The organism is Lactococcus sp. UBA7128 (assembly GCF_002492185.1).
Classification (GTDB): Bacteria; Bacillota; Bacilli; order Lactobacillales; family Streptococcaceae; genus Lactococcus; species Lactococcus muris.
This window is the reverse complement of the sequence record NZ_DKXK01000070.1, coordinates 1-13,466: the sequence shown is the minus strand read 5'-3', so window position 1 is coordinate 13,466 and position 13,466 is coordinate 1. Positions and strand designations below refer to the sequence as shown.

Here is a 13,466-nt window from a genome sequence, read left to right as displayed (position 1 = left end):
TACATAGAAAAAGGAGTCCTGTATGGATAATAAGGAAAAAGTACTTCACACATTCAAAAACTCATCAGAAATGTTAGATGCGAAAGCTGTAGCTGAAGCGACTGGAATTGAAAAATCAGAAGTAAGTAAGCATATTGTTAAATTAAAAAAAGAAGGGAAACTTGTTTCTCCTAAACGCTGCTTTTATGAAGCGGCTAAATAAGTGGATGCGTCTTGTTTTAGAATCTGCAAGACTTGCAGAAAGTAATTTGTTTAAGGAAAGAGAAAAACATTATGATCAATCTTTGTAACATGCTCTATGTATCGGATGTACAAAAGCATTCCGAATTTTGGACTAAAATCGGCTTAACTGAGCTCAGACGTCAAGGTTCAGGTCAAGAGGAAACTGTGATTTTCGCTGTGGACTCACAAGCTCCAAGTGCACGCATTCAACTATGGAATATTGAATTTATTCGACAAAATTCGCCTGAGGTGGCTGATATGAAAGGCTCAATGCTTTTTACTGTAGATGATTTAGAAGAATGGCATGCGCGTGTAGCTACTGCCACAGACAAGGTCATCCCTATCAATAATTTCCAAGGCATGGTTAACTTTAACTTTCAAGATCCAGATGGAAACTACTATGCTTTTGCTGAATCAGAGTTGCCAGAATAAATAAGCGTTAGTAAAGTCTTTCTAAGGAAGGACTTTACTGTTTTTGGTCTCCAAAAAGAGGTCGATACAGAAGTCTCAAAATATAAAAAAATGTTTAATACAGGGAGTTTTAAGATGATTAAAGAAAGTTTGTTGGCGCAACTTGAGGTTTCATGGGCTTTATTGGAATATCACTTGAAGGATTTATCTGCAGCTGAAATGAATTTTGAAGTAACACATCCGAGTTTATCAACCAAGGGTTTTCCAGAGACAGAAGCTTATGATATCGGAATGCCAACCATTGCGTGGACTATGTGGCACATAGATTTTTGGTGGTCAATGGCTCTGGACTATAATTTTGGCAATGGGCGTTTGACTGTGGAGGATATTGACTGGCCGCGAGACGTAGGTACAGCATTTTCAAACTTAGCAGACTTAAAAAGCCAGTGGGTCAAGTGTATATCCGAAATGTCAGAGGAAGAGTTTGCACGTTCCAAAGAGGGACAATGGCCGCTTCAAAATAAGCCTTTTTATGAGGTTGCAGGTTGGTTGAACTTAGAATTAATGAAAAATGCTGCTGAAATTGGAAGTGTCCGCTTTGCCTATGGAGTTAGGAAGGAAAAATAATTCGAGATAGAGCGTTTAGTTACAAGAAAAATTCGAAAGAAAACAGATTTGGAGCACTGGTGAAAATCAGTGTTTTTTTAATGCAGGGAAGGCAGTGGGGAAATCTTGGCAAATGAAAAAGCTTAATGAGAAATATTTGGAGCAGAAGTTATTAATTTTATTCAGAGATACTGTGAGATAATTTTGGAAAATCTATTATGTCAGAAATAACACAAATACATAATGGCGAAGGGAGGTGAAAAATGATAGAATAATAGGGTTGAAACAAAACTATGTAGTGGATGGAATATTTTAAGCAATACGAGGGATGTCAACTGGCTTAGCACTGGCAGCTCTTTGCAAGATAATGGTTTAAAAGAAAAACGGGCTGTGAAAAAAACAATTCCTCGCTTGAAGAAATAAAAACGAAAGGCTGTAACTCTGGTTATAGCAAGGTATAGATATGGGTACAATCCAATGGTTTCCAGGGCACATGTCCAAGGCCCGCCGTCAAGTACAAGAAAACTTGAAATATGTTGACTTTGTTATTGAGCTAGTAGATGCGCGCTTGCCGATAAGCTCACGTAATCCTATGTTGAATAAAATCATTGGCGATAAGCCACGCTTAATCGCGCTGAATAAGGTAGATTTGGCTGATAGAAATGCCGTGAAAGGCTGGGTGGATTTTTTTGAAAAGCAAGGCATTATCGCTTTGTCTATTAATTCGAAAGAAGAACATACAGTAAAACGTTTGACTGCTGCTGCTAAAACACTGATGACTGAAAAGATTGCCCGAAATACTGAACGTGGTATTCAGAACAGTGCATTGCGTACGATGATTGTTGGTATTCCTAATGTCGGGAAGTCAACTTTGATGAATCGCTTGGCAGGGAAAAAGGTCGCTGTTACAGGAAACAAACCAGGGGTAACCAAGGGGCAGCAATGGCTTCGTACCAATAAAGAACTGGAAATCCTTGATACACCAGGGATACTTTGGCCAAAATTTGAAGATGAGCAAGTGGGGCTGAAGCTTGCGTTAACAGGAGCTATTAAAGATCAACTTTTGCCAATGGATGACGTGACCATCTTCGGGTTACAATATTTTTTGGAAAATTATAAAGAAGCAACCATGAAACGGCTCCGAATGAAAGAAGAAGACACGGCTTTGGAAATGCCAGAGTTAATCATGGAGCTCACGAAGCGTTTCGGTTTTCGTGATGATTATGATCGATTTTATCAGATGTTTGTTAAAGATGTTCGGGATGGCAGGATGGGCGAATACTGCTTGGACAAGGTAGATGACTATGCAAACAATTAAAGAAATAAAAGAGCATTTAGCTCATTTAACGTGCATTAGTGATGTAGAGGCTTTTCTTGAAGACCCTCGCGCAGGTGTTAAAGCAGCTGTTAAACGCCGTAAAAAAGAGATTTTGGCAGAACAAGCTGAAGAAGAACGGCTTGAAATGATGCTTAGTTTTGAACGACAAGCCTATGTACAGGGCTTTAATTTAGTCGCCGGAATAGATGAAGTTGGACGGGGACCTCTAGCAGGCCCAGTTGTAGCAGCAGCAGTTGTTCTGCCTAAAAACTGTAAAATCAAGGGACTTAACGACAGCAAGAAAATTCCCAAGTCTAAGCATGAAACCATTTTTAATGAAATTCAAGAAAAAGCCTTAGCCATAGGTATAGGTCTAGTGGATAATAAAACAATTGACCAAGTGAATATCTATCAAGCAACTAAAAAAGCCATGCTACAAGCAGTAGAAAGGTTAGGATTGCAACCTGATTATCTTTTGGTTGATGCAATGGAGTTGGATATTGCTACACCACAACTTAGCATTATTAAAGGAGATGCCAAATCAGCAAGCATTGCGGCAGCAAGTATCGTCGCTAAAGTGACGCGAGATCGTATCATGGAACAGTATGCACAGCAGTACCCACATTATGACTTTGAACATAATGCTGGTTATGGCACAGCTAAACACTTGGCTGGACTTAAAGCCTTCGGTGTTACACCAATACATCGTAAAACTTATGAGCCCGTTAGAACAATGATAAAAAAATAAGCAGGTCATTCTGTAGTGACCTGCTTATTTTGTATAGTATTTATCCATGATTTCTAAGCGCAAGCCATTTATTTCATCCAAAGCGGCAGTTAAACGACTTCTAAGGAAAATACTCTCATCACGAGTGATGATACCATCATAAATAACTTGGGGATAGTCAGTATTTACTTGGAGTATTTTGTTTTTCATTTCTTCTAAATTTTCTGTGGTTACAGGGATATCAAGATTTACTGTACGATCTTTGTAAGAAAAATTTTTCAATGATTCAATATTACGATTAGGTATGAAGGCTGTAGCTCCGTCATCTGAAATTAAGGTAATGGACCGGATACCTACAGATGTCACTTCTCCTTCAATACCTAGGTTTTCAAATCGAATCCAGTCACCAACATTGATTTGATGCTCAACAATAATGAAAAAACCATTGATGATATCAGCTACCAAATCTCGGCCAGCAAAACCAAGTGCAACGCCTAAAATTCCAGCTCCAGCAAGAACATTAGCTACAGGGACACCTAAAAGTGAAAGGATTGTATAGACCCATAGAAAGGCTGTGAGGTAAGTCAAAGCACTTTTACTTAAACGAGCCAAGGTCATAATGCGAGAAGAGTCAGCCCAAGAGCGCTTGCTGTAATTTTTAAAAAGATAGTCGACAATACGGATACTGATTCGATATAAGATAAAGAACAAAAAACTAACTAAAACAACATAAATGAGTTTATCAAGAAGAAGCTGCCCTAAATCTTGAAAGTTAATTCTAAGAGTATTCATTTTATTTCCATTTCTATAATTTTCTTATGACAAACGTATGAATAGCAATCTTGATGGAGTTTGCCCATTTTATAAGTGGTACAAGTTTTCATGGTTTAAAGAACTTTTTTCGTTCTCATAATTTCTCCATGCGTTTGTCGTATAATTTTCTGAATTTACATTGAAATCACATTCAAAATAGCTTATAATTAATAATTATAGCAAATACTAAAAAAATTTTAGGTGATGAACTTTTTAGTAAAACATCTATGGAAAAATAAGGGAGGACAAAATACAATGACAACTAAATTGGATTGGGAAAACTTGGGTTTTGAATATCGAGAACTGCCTTTTCGGTATATATCACACTTTAAGGATGGAAAATGGGATGAGGGGAAACTAACAGGTGATGCAACGCTGCATTTATCAGAAGCTTCGCCTGCACTTCACTATGGTCAGCAAGGCTTTGAAGGACTGAAAGCCTACCGAACAAAGTCAGGGGACATTAATCTCTTTCGCCCTGACCGCAATGCCGAGCGTCTCCAAGCAACAGCGCGACGCTTGCGTATGGCAGAAGTACCTACAGAAAAATTTATTGATGCTGTCAAGCAAGTGGTAAGAGCCAATGAAGAGTTTGTTCCTCCTTACGGAACAGGAGCTACACTCTATATTCGTCCCTTAATAATTGGTGTTGGCGGTCTTGTGGGTGTAAAACCAGCGGACGAATATATTTTTACTGTTTTTGCCGTTCCTGTTGGTTCTTACTTTAAAGGCGGCCTTACTCCGACAAACTTTTTAGTTTCAAGAGATTATGACCGTGCAGCGCCACATGGCACAGGTGCAGCCAAGGTTGGTGGGAACTATGCTGCCTCCATCGAGCCAGGACAAAAAGCACATGAAGCAGGCTATTCAGATGTGATTTATCTTGATCCCGCAACACATACTAAAATTGAAGAAGTTGGTGCTGCTAATTTCTTTGGTATCACAAAAAATAATGAATTTATCACCCCTTTGAGCCCCTCTATTTTGCCCTCAATTACAAAATATTCCTTGTTACAACTGGCAGAAGAACGTTTAGGAATGACGGCTATTGAGGGAGATGTCTTTGTTGATCAGCTCGATGATTTTGTTGAGGCGGGAGCGTGTGGGACAGCAGCCGTAATTTCTCCTATTGGTGCTATTGATGACCAAGGGAAACGCCATGTTTTCTATTCAGAAACAGAAGTTGGTCCTGTGACCCAGAAGCTTTATGATGAGTTAGTTGGCATACAGTTTGGTGACAAAGAGGCACCAGAAGGCTGGATTTATAAGGTGGATTAATACTCAATGCCCGTAACTCGCTAAAGCGAGAACGGTCAAACGCAAAGCCCTCTGGGTCTTTGCTAGAGTCTTACTAGACCTCAGCGAAAAAAGATTGTTTTCGCTTTGTCAGGTCGTACTCAATAAGCGTCGCTTGCTAAAGTATGAGCAATCAAGTGCTTCTTTCTATGGGAGGATAGAAGCAGTAAATATTGTAGGCTGTGATATGCTCAATGAACGATTGAAACATACAAAGAACACGACAAATGAGCCTAAATTTGATATAATAAGGAGAAAAATTTCGAAAGCGATTTTATAGCTTTCTTGTAGGAGAGTATTAATGAATTTATTTGTTGCTATTTTACTTATGCTTGTCTTTGCTGTTGCAGGTTTTGCAGGTGGTGCTTGGTTTACACAAAAGCAAACGAAAAAACTCTTGATGGATAACCCACCATTGAATGAAGATGCAGTGCGCATGATGATGGGATCCATGGGACGCAAACCATCAGAAGCACAAGTACAGCAAGTGCTTCGTCAAATTCGTAGTGCAGCAAAACAAGCAGACACTAAGAAAAAGTAAATTTTGGAGGTATTTATGGACAACAGACCTATTGGCTTACTCGACTCAGGAGTTGGAGGTTTGACCGTTGTTCGCGAGATTCTCCGTCAATTACCAAACGAAGAAATTGTCTATATCGGTGATACGCAACGTGCGCCTTATGGGTCACGCTCAAATGAGCAGATTACTGCTTTCACTTGGGATATGGTCAATTTTTTGCTTTCCAAAAATGTAAAAATGATTGTTTTTGCTTGTAACACAGCAACAGCGGTGGCTCTGGATGAAGTCAGAGCAGCTTTGGATATTCCTGTTGTTGGCGTTATTCTTTCTGGTGCTTCAAGTGCAATTCAGAAAACAGTCAATAAGAAAGTAGGCGTAATTGCAACGCAAGCGACAGTTAATTCTGGACAATACCGCAAAGTTATTCAGTTTAAGTCATCCAGCGTTGAAGTTCTCAGTCTGGCGTGTCCAGACTTTGTCCCTTTAGTTGAGTCAAACCAAGTTGATACAGAAACCGCGAAAAACATTGTAGCAGAAACCCTAAGACCAATGGTTGGTAAAGTGGATACTTTGATTTTGGGTTGTACCCACTATCCATTGCTACGCAAGCTTATTCAAAAAGAGATGGGACAGGATGTTCAACTCATCGACAGCGGTTCAGAAACCGTGCGTGATATCACTGTTTTGCTTAACTATTTTGCCCTTAACGGCGAGGAGCGCGACAGTATTAGACATCGTTTCTACACAACGGGTGATGCAGGAGCTTTTCAAGTAATAGCTGATCGGTGGCTAGGTGTAAGAAAGATAAGAGCAGAACATACGGAACTTTCTTCAGAAAGAATATTGCTTATTGCAACACGTACTGATGGAAAAACGAGGGAGTTTAAACGTCTCTTTGAAGAGTTTGGCTATAAAATTAAGAACCTCAAAGATTATCCTGAACTGCCAGATATCAAAGAAACGGGTATGACTTTTGAAGAAAATGCACGTTTGAAGGCGGAGCAAATTGCAGCAATCACTGGTCAAGTCGTAATCGGTGATGATTCGGGTTTGTGTGTCGATGTTCTCGGAGGATTACCAGGAGTTTGGAGCCATCGTTTTGCTGGCCCCAATCCTACGGATGAAGAAAACATTGCAAAACTTCTCCATGAACTCGCATCAACTGCAATTACGCCAGAACGACGTACTGCGCATTTTCATACGACACTAGTCGCTGCTTATCCAGGCCAAGAAAGTTTAGTGGTCGAAGCAGACTGGCAAGGTCGTATTGGCCTTACGCCGCAAGGAGAAAATGGCTTTGGCTACGACCCTATCTTTTTAGTAGGAACATCTGACAAAACAGCTGCCCAGCTTACTGCTGAGGAAAAAAATACAGCATCACATCGTGGTCAGGCTTTGCAAAAACTAATGGCAGAGTTGCCAGAATGGCTGGAGCACATTAAAAAATAAAGCTCTACTTAAGCTAAAAGGAGTCTTCGATGTTTATCGTAATGAGTGATTCACACACTGATCGTGAAATAGTTAAAAGAATCAAAGAAAAGTATGAAGGTACAGCTTCAGCTTTATTTCATTGTGGCGATTCTGAGTTACCGAGCAATGATGAAATATGGAGAGGCATTACCGTAGTCTCAGGAAACTGTGACTATGATGAGGGCTACTCAGAAGTGAAAATGGTGGAGGTTGAAGGAAAGAAAATTCTCATCGCTCACGGACATCAATTCTATGTTGGATTTGGGCTTGAACGTTATTCCTATTTTGCCGAGGAAAAAGGAGCTGACATTGCGCTCTTTGGGCATATACATCAACCTGTGGCACAGATTATAGGAAAGACTTTGTTTATTAACCCAGGCTCTGTCAGTCAGCCGCGTGGGAACATAAATATAAAAATGTATGCTGTTGTTACGATACTTGACAACGGTTATAATGTTTCTTATCGTGATTTGGAGCACAAGGAAATTCCAGATTTACAGTTTACTTTTAATCTGTAGAAAAATAGGTAGGGTAAAAATGATTGATAAAGCTATTGAAAAATATTTCTTAGGGCAGAGTGAAACCTTTATAAAAGCTGCTGATGATGTTGCTGTCTTGTTTGATGAGCACAATGTTTCACATGCAAAACTTTTATTGAGTCAGTACAAATACTCTAGGGTGCCAGTGCTTACTAAAAATAAAGAATATGTTGGAGTTGTAGGTCTTGCAGACATCGTTGAGTTCGAAATGGGAGAAGATTTCTTTTATGAAAAATCAATGAATACACGTATTTCAGAAATTGTCGACACTGGAGTAGAAACAGTTAGCCCATCTACATCCCTTGAAGAAATTCTACATAAGTTGGTCAAAGAACCTTTCTTACCTGTAGTAAAAAGAACGGAATTTGTTGGCATTATTGCACGTCAAGAAATCTTGAAAGCTATCAATGCTTTTGCCCATGAATTTAGTAAAGACTATGATATTATCAAACGAAATACCTAATTTTTTAGCCAGTAAAAACTTCTCAGAAAATACAAAATCAAATTATCTTTACGATTTGCGGAATTTTGCAGAATTTTTTGAAAAGAAAAGCATTTCCCGGGAGTCGCTCTTACTTTATCGTCAGTCCCTAAAAAAATTGACAGTAGCTGCACAACGTCGTAAAATATCAAGTGCCAATCAGTTTCTGTCTTATTTGTATGAAAAAAATTTGCTGAAAGAATTGCACAAGATTCAGCAAGTGAGTGCAAAAAAGAAAGCAGTAAAACAAAAAGCAGAGCTTAAGAATCTGTCAGCGATTTATCGGCCAGTAACCTCGCCGGGGCACTTTTTAGCTTTCCTCATTCTTGAATTCGGATTGACGTTTGCAGAAATTCAGCAATTGCGTTGGGAAAATTTCAACTGGAAGTTCAAAATTTTAACGGTAGAAAAAGCGGGCTTGAAAAGAGTATTACCTATTCGAGATAAGTTTGCTCTCTACACACAGAGAATTAATAATGCAGATGAGCTTTTTGTCAAGTCGCGTCAGTTTCTCTATCTCGAGCTTAGAAAATATACAGATATGACGGCAAAAGAGTTGCGAGAGCAGTATATTTTGAAGCAAGTTAGAGCAGGGAAAACTGTCTATGAGTTGGCAGAAACTCTAGGTTTATCTACAACTACAACCTTAGAAAAATACTATAAATGATTGAAGAAATAAAGATAAAAATCAATGATTTTGAAGGTCCTCTCGATTTACTTTTACATCTGGTTGGACAATATAAAGTTGATATTTTTGAAGTGCCTCTGGTTCCGATTATTGAGCAGTATTTAAATTTTTTGAAGACTATGAAGACTTTAGAGCTAGAAATTGCCAGTGAGTATATGGTAATGGCGAGTCAACTTATGCTCATCAAGTCTCGTCGTCTTTTGCCTACGGTTGCAGAAGAGTTCATAGAAGATACTGAACAGCTCGAACAGGATATTTTGGCTCAAATTGATGAATATAGGAAATACAAGGCCTTGTCGCAAGATATTGCACAAATGCATGAAGAACGTAGCCAATTTTACTCCAAAGCAAAAACAGAAATTATTGGTGAAGATGCTGTACTTTTACAAGATTATAGCAGTTTGGATTTGTTTTTGGCTTTTAGCAATGTTTTGGAGCTGCACAAACAATCTTTCACGGATGAAAATACAACGATAGAAGCAGAAAAATTTTCCATCTCTGACAAAATTGTCGAATTATCTGCTCTCTTTTTAAAGAAAAGCTCTTATACCTTTAGCTCACTATTTTCGAAAAAAACATCTAAGGAAGAACTGCTAACTACTTTTATGGCACTTTTGGAGTTAATAAAAACACAACAAATCACGTTCAAACAAGATGAAGTTTTTGGTGAAATTCTATTAGAAAGAGGTCAGGATGGACAAGCTAAATAAAACAGCTGTTTTAGAACTTTTGCTTTTCGTTGCAGGTGAAGAAGGACTTGAGTTGAATCAGCTGTCAGAGCTTTCTGGTATGAGTAAGTTTGCTTGTGAACAACAAATAGAGCGTTTGGTTGAAAAATATCAAACAGATCAAGAATCCGCATTGACGATTATTGAAACGGCTGGAAAATATAAGCTAGCCACAAAAGATATATTCGCTGATATTCTTAAAAACTATGCCAAAACACCACTTAACCAGAGTCTCTCGCGCTCTGCCTTGGAGGTTCTTTCGATTGTGGCTTATAAACAGCCGATTACACGATTAGAGATTGATCAATTGCGCGGTGTGAATTCCAGTGGGGCACTCTCTACTCTACGGGCCTATAACTTAGTAGAAAAGACGGGAACACTTGAGGTTGTCGGTCGTCCAGGTTTGTATGAAACGACAGAATTCTTTTTAGATTATATCGGAATCAATAATCTTTCAGAGTTACCAGAAGTTGATGAAAGTCAGTTTGTGGGAGAGCAGCAGGTATTATTTAATGAAAATGGGGAAATAAATGAGAATCAATAAATTTTTGGCACATGCAGGTGTGGCTAGCAGACGTAAGGCAGAAGAGCTCATCTTATCAGGAAAAGTATCTGTTAATAATGTCACAATGACTAACTTGGCTTATCAAGTAGAGGCAGGAGACAGTGTGGAAGTAAACGGTGTTGCCGTTTATAATGAAGAACCTGTTTATTATATGCTTAATAAGCCACGCGGCTATATTTCTAGTTCAAGTGATGATAAGGGGCGTCAAACAGTTATGGACTTACTTCCTAAAGGAAAAGAACGCATCTATCCTGTCGGTCGTCTGGACTGGGATACGAGCGGTCTCTTGCTCTTAACAAATGATGGAGAATTTACGAACCTGATGACACATCCTCGACACGGTGTTGAAAAGGTTTACATTGCTAAAGTTGAAGGGCAAGCCAATAAAGAAAATCTTCGCCCTTTAACTCTGGGGATGACTATTGATGGGAAAAAAATAAGTCCAGCACGTTATGAAATTATGAGACAAGATAAGGTGAAGAATAGTTCACTGGTTAGTTTGACCATCCATGAAGGACAAAATCATCAAGTTAAAAAAATGTTTGCGGCAGTCGGCTTACCGGTTCAAAAACTAAGCCGCGTCCAATATGGCCCCTTAAATTTAGAGGGACTAGCACCAGGTCGTTACCGTCGTTTAAGTAAAAAAGAAGTTTCTCAACTGATGAATGCAGTTAAACAATAAGTGATTTCCGAACAATATTTATAAATATTTGAAAAAAATTTATTTATCGCGATCTTTTCTTGATTAAAAAAATAAAATACGTTATACTATATCAATATTAAAAAATCTTATTTATACTTAGAATATGGCTGAGTGTCTCTACCCTGCACCGTAAAAGCAGGACAATAAGAGGATTTTTTATTTGTGCAGTATGGCTTTGAATGTAAGTGTTCATGTCTTGATTGATGCCTTATAAATCATATCTTCTTTTGTCGTTTAGAAATGCTCTACCTTACCAGGTAGGGCTTTTGTATTTGCTAGAGACGAGCAGTTCTTAGGTATAAACATTTAGGAGAAATCATGAAGTTATTAGAAAATCGTATCGTACGTGATGGACAAGTTCTTGGAGATCAAGTTCTAAAAGTTGATAGCTTTCTTACTCATCAGGTTGACTATGAACTGATGAAAGCAATCGGACAACGTTTTGCTCAGGTCTATAAAGATCAAGACATTACTAAAGTTGTAACTATCGAAGCCAGTGGTATTGCGCCAGCGCTCTATGCCGCTGAAGCACTCGGTGTACCAATGGTTTTTGCAAAAAAATCAAAAAATATTACAATGAACGAAGAGCTACTGACAACAGAAGTCTTTTCATTTACGAAACAAGTGACTTCTACAGTTTCAATCTCTCGTAAATTTATTTCTTCTGAGGATAATGTATTGATTATTGATGACTTTTTGGCCAATGGTCAAGCTGCATTAGGGTTAGAGGAGCTCATCAAGCAAGCAGGGGCGCAAGTGGCAGGCATTGGTATTGTCATCGAGAAGAGCTTTCAAACAGGCCGGCAACTTCTGATTGATAAAGGTTTAACAGTAACTTCCTTGGCTCGCATCGAAAAATTTGAGTCAGGCAAAGTTGTATTTGCGCCAGCAGATGATGCTGTCTGGGATTAAGAAGGAGTAGAAAAAATAATGTTTAAGATAAAAAGACAAGCCAACGGTCAAGCAGCAGTTTTAGGTTTACAGCATCTCCTTGCGATGTACTCAGGCTCAATTTTGGTGCCCATTATGATTGCCTCTGCTCTCAACTACAGTGCAATGCAGTTGACTTATTTGATTTCAACGGATATCTTTATGTGCGGTTTAGCGACCCTATTTCAACTTAAGATGACCAAGAATTTTGGTATCGGGCTTCCTGTTGTTCTGGGTGTAGCTTTTCAGTCTGTTGCTCCACTCATTATTATTGGACAAAAACATGGTGATGGCGCTATGTTTGGTGCCCTAATCGCCTCAGGTGTCTTTGTTATTGCAGTTGCAGGTGTTTTTTCTAAAATAAGGAAATTTTTCCCTCCTCTGGTTACAGGTTCAGTTATTACAACGATAGGACTGACTTTGATTCCTGTTGCGGTTGGGAATATGGGAAATAACGAAGCAGCACCGACAACTAACAGTTTACTGCTTGCAGGATTTACTATATTAGTGATTCTCCTTGTCCACATTTTTGCTAAAGGCTTTATTCGCTCGATATCTATCTTGATTGGTTTAGTTGCAGGTACTGTTTTAGCAGCTGGCTTACATATGGTTGACTTTTCAGCCATTAATCAAGCTCCTTGGGCACACTTGCCAGTTCCTTTCCGTATAGCGATGCCCCGCTTTTATTTAATCGACTGCCTGATGATGATTATCATCGCTATTGTTTCTATGGTGGAGTCAACAGGCGTTTACTTAGCCTTATCTGATTTGACAGGTGAAGAGTTATCTGAGAAACGTTTACGAAACGGCTACCGTTCAGAAGGTCTTGCTGTTTTGCTTGGCGGTATCTTCAATACCTTCCCCTATACTGGTTTCTCGCAAAATGTAGGTTTGGTTCAAATGTCAGGAATAAAATCACGTAAGCCAATCTACTTTACTGCAGCTTTTTTAATCGCTTTGGGATTGATTCCTAAATTTGCTGCCATTGCACAGCTTATTCCAGTACCTGTACTTGGTGGGGCTATGCTTATTATGTTTGGTATGGTTGCCATGCAAGGGGTAAAAATGCTTGGCACAGTTGATTACAAAGACAACCAAAACTTGTTTATTGTTGCTATTTCAGTAGGCATGGGGGTTGGATTTAACTCAAGCAATCTATTTGTTAGCCTGCCAAGCTGGGCTCAAATCTTCTTGTCTAATGGGATTGTCGTTAGTACAGTTTCAGCCATTCTTCTTAACTTAATTCTAAATTCTAAACCTGAAGCAGAAGCTGTAGTGAATGCTCATGAAGTAAAGGTGAACTGAAGTTTCTATCGTCTATAAGCTATAAATAAACGCTCAAGCTAGTTTGAGCGTTTTACTGTTCTTCGATAAATTTACTTTTTCAACTGCCACAAAGTCACCTACTCGTCAATTTGGCCCCCGCTCTTCTCATCAAACACTCATTTC

17 protein-coding genes and 1 riboswitch are annotated in these 13,466 nt (G+C 38.9%); of the genes, 16 read left to right on the top strand and 1 reads right to left on the bottom strand.

What is annotated here, in order from left to right:
* Positions 1 to 22 precede the first annotated feature (22 nt).
* From B4H39_RS07490 to B4H39_RS07470, 5 genes are all read left to right on the top strand, one after another.
* Positions 23 to 202 carry a MarR family transcriptional regulator gene (locus B4H39_RS07490; protein ID WP_251420534.1) on the top strand — a complete coding sequence of 60 codons (180 nt, stop codon included), beginning with the start codon at positions 23 to 25 and terminating at the stop codon, positions 200 to 202.
* A gap of 71 nt (positions 203 to 273) precedes the next feature.
* Positions 274 to 654, top strand: a complete 381-nt coding sequence (locus B4H39_RS07485; RefSeq protein ID WP_251420536.1) for a VOC family protein — start codon at positions 274 to 276, stop codon at positions 652 to 654.
* Between the two features lie 114 nt (positions 655 to 768).
* Positions 769 to 1,260 carry a DinB family protein gene (locus B4H39_RS07480; protein ID WP_202229415.1) on the top strand — a complete coding sequence of 164 codons (492 nt, stop codon included), beginning with the start codon at positions 769 to 771 and terminating at the stop codon, positions 1,258 to 1,260.
* Positions 1,261 to 1,702: 442 nt separating this feature from the next.
* Positions 1,703 to 2,557, top strand: coding sequence for a ribosome biogenesis GTPase YlqF (gene ylqF, locus B4H39_RS07475; RefSeq protein WP_202229416.1), 855 nt, complete (start codon positions 1,703 to 1,705; stop codon positions 2,555 to 2,557).
* Positions 2,544 to 3,305, top strand: a complete 762-nt coding sequence (locus B4H39_RS07470) for a ribonuclease HII (protein WP_202229417.1) — start codon at positions 2,544 to 2,546, stop codon at positions 3,303 to 3,305. The genes ylqF and B4H39_RS07470 overlap by 14 nt, the downstream gene beginning before the upstream one ends.
* 24 nt (positions 3,306 to 3,329) lie before the next feature.
* Here the strand turns inward: B4H39_RS07470 and B4H39_RS07465 are convergent, their stop codons facing one another.
* Complete coding sequence (locus B4H39_RS07465; protein WP_251420538.1) at positions 3,330 to 4,076, bottom strand: mechanosensitive ion channel family protein; 747 nt, start codon at positions 4,074 to 4,076, stop codon at positions 3,330 to 3,332.
* 276 nt (positions 4,077 to 4,352) lie between these two features.
* Here B4H39_RS07465 and B4H39_RS07460 point away from each other — a divergent pair, with 276 nt between their 5' ends.
* The 11 genes from B4H39_RS07460 to B4H39_RS07410 all read left to right on the top strand — a co-directional run bounded on the left by B4H39_RS07460 (position 4,353) and on the right by B4H39_RS07410 (position 13,322).
* On the top strand, positions 4,353 to 5,375 hold the full coding sequence (locus B4H39_RS07460; RefSeq protein WP_202229419.1) for a branched-chain amino acid aminotransferase: 1,023 nt from the start codon (positions 4,353 to 4,355) through the stop codon (positions 5,373 to 5,375).
* A 319-nt stretch (positions 5,376 to 5,694) separates the two neighbouring features.
* Complete coding sequence (locus tag B4H39_RS07455; protein ID WP_202229420.1) at positions 5,695 to 5,934, top strand: YneF family protein; 240 nt, start codon at positions 5,695 to 5,697, stop codon at positions 5,932 to 5,934.
* A 15-nt stretch (positions 5,935 to 5,949) separates the two neighbouring features.
* The gene (gene racE / locus B4H39_RS07450) at positions 5,950 to 7,362 is read left to right on the top strand and encodes a glutamate racemase (protein ID WP_251420540.1); all 1,413 of its coding nucleotides are present in this window, start codon (positions 5,950 to 5,952) and stop codon (positions 7,360 to 7,362) included.
* Between the two features lie 29 nt (positions 7,363 to 7,391).
* Positions 7,392 to 7,901: a metallophosphoesterase gene (locus B4H39_RS07445; protein ID WP_251420541.1), complete on the top strand. Its 510-nt coding sequence runs from the start codon at positions 7,392 to 7,394 to the stop codon at positions 7,899 to 7,901.
* Between the two features lie 19 nt (positions 7,902 to 7,920).
* Positions 7,921 to 8,385 (top strand): cyclic-di-AMP-binding protein CbpB, encoded by a 465-nt coding sequence (cbpB, locus tag B4H39_RS07440; protein ID WP_251420542.1) that lies wholly within the window; start codon positions 7,921 to 7,923, stop codon positions 8,383 to 8,385.
* Positions 8,360 to 9,070 carry a site-specific tyrosine recombinase XerD gene (gene xerD, locus B4H39_RS07435; RefSeq protein WP_251420543.1) on the top strand — a complete coding sequence of 237 codons (711 nt, stop codon included), beginning with the start codon at positions 8,360 to 8,362 and terminating at the stop codon, positions 9,068 to 9,070. Before cbpB ends, xerD begins: the two co-directional genes overlap by 26 nt.
* The gene (locus tag B4H39_RS07430; RefSeq protein WP_251420544.1) at positions 9,067 to 9,801 is read left to right on the top strand and encodes a segregation/condensation protein A; all 735 of its coding nucleotides are present in this window, start codon (positions 9,067 to 9,069) and stop codon (positions 9,799 to 9,801) included. Before xerD ends, B4H39_RS07430 begins: the two co-directional genes overlap by 4 nt.
* A complete protein-coding gene (gene scpB / locus B4H39_RS07425; protein ID WP_202229430.1) occupies positions 9,785 to 10,363 on the top strand; it encodes an SMC-Scp complex subunit ScpB in 579 nt (192 codons plus the stop codon). The genes B4H39_RS07430 and scpB overlap by 17 nt, the downstream gene beginning before the upstream one ends.
* A complete protein-coding gene (locus B4H39_RS07420; RefSeq protein WP_251420545.1) occupies positions 10,350 to 11,066 on the top strand; it encodes a pseudouridine synthase in 717 nt (238 codons plus the stop codon). Before scpB ends, B4H39_RS07420 begins: the two co-directional genes overlap by 14 nt.
* Positions 11,067 to 11,153: 87 nt before the next feature.
* Positions 11,154 to 11,251, top strand: a riboswitch (purine riboswitch).
* A 154-nt stretch (positions 11,252 to 11,405) separates the two neighbouring features.
* Entirely contained in the window at positions 11,406 to 11,999 is a 594-nt protein-coding gene (locus tag B4H39_RS07415; RefSeq protein WP_251420547.1) for a xanthine phosphoribosyltransferase, read from the top strand.
* 18 nt (positions 12,000 to 12,017) lie between these two features.
* Complete coding sequence (locus B4H39_RS07410) at positions 12,018 to 13,322, top strand: nucleobase:cation symporter-2 family protein (protein ID WP_251420550.1); 1,305 nt, start codon at positions 12,018 to 12,020, stop codon at positions 13,320 to 13,322.
* Positions 13,323 to 13,466 lie beyond the last annotated feature (144 nt).

What these genes read in the sequence shown, in the direction of transcription:
- B4H39_RS07490 (WP_251420534.1), top strand. Translation starts at nt 23, where the DNA reads ATGGATAATAAGGAAAAAGTACTTCACACATTCAAAAACTCATCAGAA.
- B4H39_RS07485 (WP_251420536.1), top strand. Translation starts at nt 274, where the DNA reads ATGATCAATCTTTGTAACATGCTCTATGTATCGGATGTACAAAAGCAT.
- B4H39_RS07480 (WP_202229415.1), top strand. Translation starts at nt 769, where the DNA reads ATGATTAAAGAAAGTTTGTTGGCGCAACTTGAGGTTTCATGGGCTTTA.
- ylqF (WP_202229416.1), top strand. Translation starts at nt 1,703, where the DNA reads ATGGGTACAATCCAATGGTTTCCAGGGCACATGTCCAAGGCCCGCCGT.
- B4H39_RS07470 (WP_202229417.1), top strand. Translation starts at nt 2,544, where the DNA reads ATGCAAACAATTAAAGAAATAAAAGAGCATTTAGCTCATTTAACGTGC.
- B4H39_RS07465 (WP_251420538.1), bottom strand. Translation starts at nt 4,076, where the DNA reads ATGAATACTCTTAGAATTAACTTTCAAGATTTAGGGCAGCTTCTTCTT.
- B4H39_RS07460 (WP_202229419.1), top strand. Translation starts at nt 4,353, where the DNA reads ATGACAACTAAATTGGATTGGGAAAACTTGGGTTTTGAATATCGAGAA.
- B4H39_RS07455 (WP_202229420.1), top strand. Translation starts at nt 5,695, where the DNA reads ATGAATTTATTTGTTGCTATTTTACTTATGCTTGTCTTTGCTGTTGCA.
- racE (WP_251420540.1), top strand. Translation starts at nt 5,950, where the DNA reads ATGGACAACAGACCTATTGGCTTACTCGACTCAGGAGTTGGAGGTTTG.
- B4H39_RS07445 (WP_251420541.1), top strand. Translation starts at nt 7,392, where the DNA reads ATGTTTATCGTAATGAGTGATTCACACACTGATCGTGAAATAGTTAAA.
- cbpB (WP_251420542.1), top strand. Translation starts at nt 7,921, where the DNA reads ATGATTGATAAAGCTATTGAAAAATATTTCTTAGGGCAGAGTGAAACC.
- xerD (WP_251420543.1), top strand. Translation starts at nt 8,360, where the DNA reads ATGATATTATCAAACGAAATACCTAATTTTTTAGCCAGTAAAAACTTC.
- B4H39_RS07430 (WP_251420544.1), top strand. Translation starts at nt 9,067, where the DNA reads ATGATTGAAGAAATAAAGATAAAAATCAATGATTTTGAAGGTCCTCTC.
- scpB (WP_202229430.1), top strand. Translation starts at nt 9,785, where the DNA reads ATGGACAAGCTAAATAAAACAGCTGTTTTAGAACTTTTGCTTTTCGTT.
- B4H39_RS07420 (WP_251420545.1), top strand. Translation starts at nt 10,350, where the DNA reads ATGAGAATCAATAAATTTTTGGCACATGCAGGTGTGGCTAGCAGACGT.
- B4H39_RS07415 (WP_251420547.1), top strand. Translation starts at nt 11,406, where the DNA reads ATGAAGTTATTAGAAAATCGTATCGTACGTGATGGACAAGTTCTTGGA.
- B4H39_RS07410 (WP_251420550.1), top strand. Translation starts at nt 12,018, where the DNA reads ATGTTTAAGATAAAAAGACAAGCCAACGGTCAAGCAGCAGTTTTAGGT.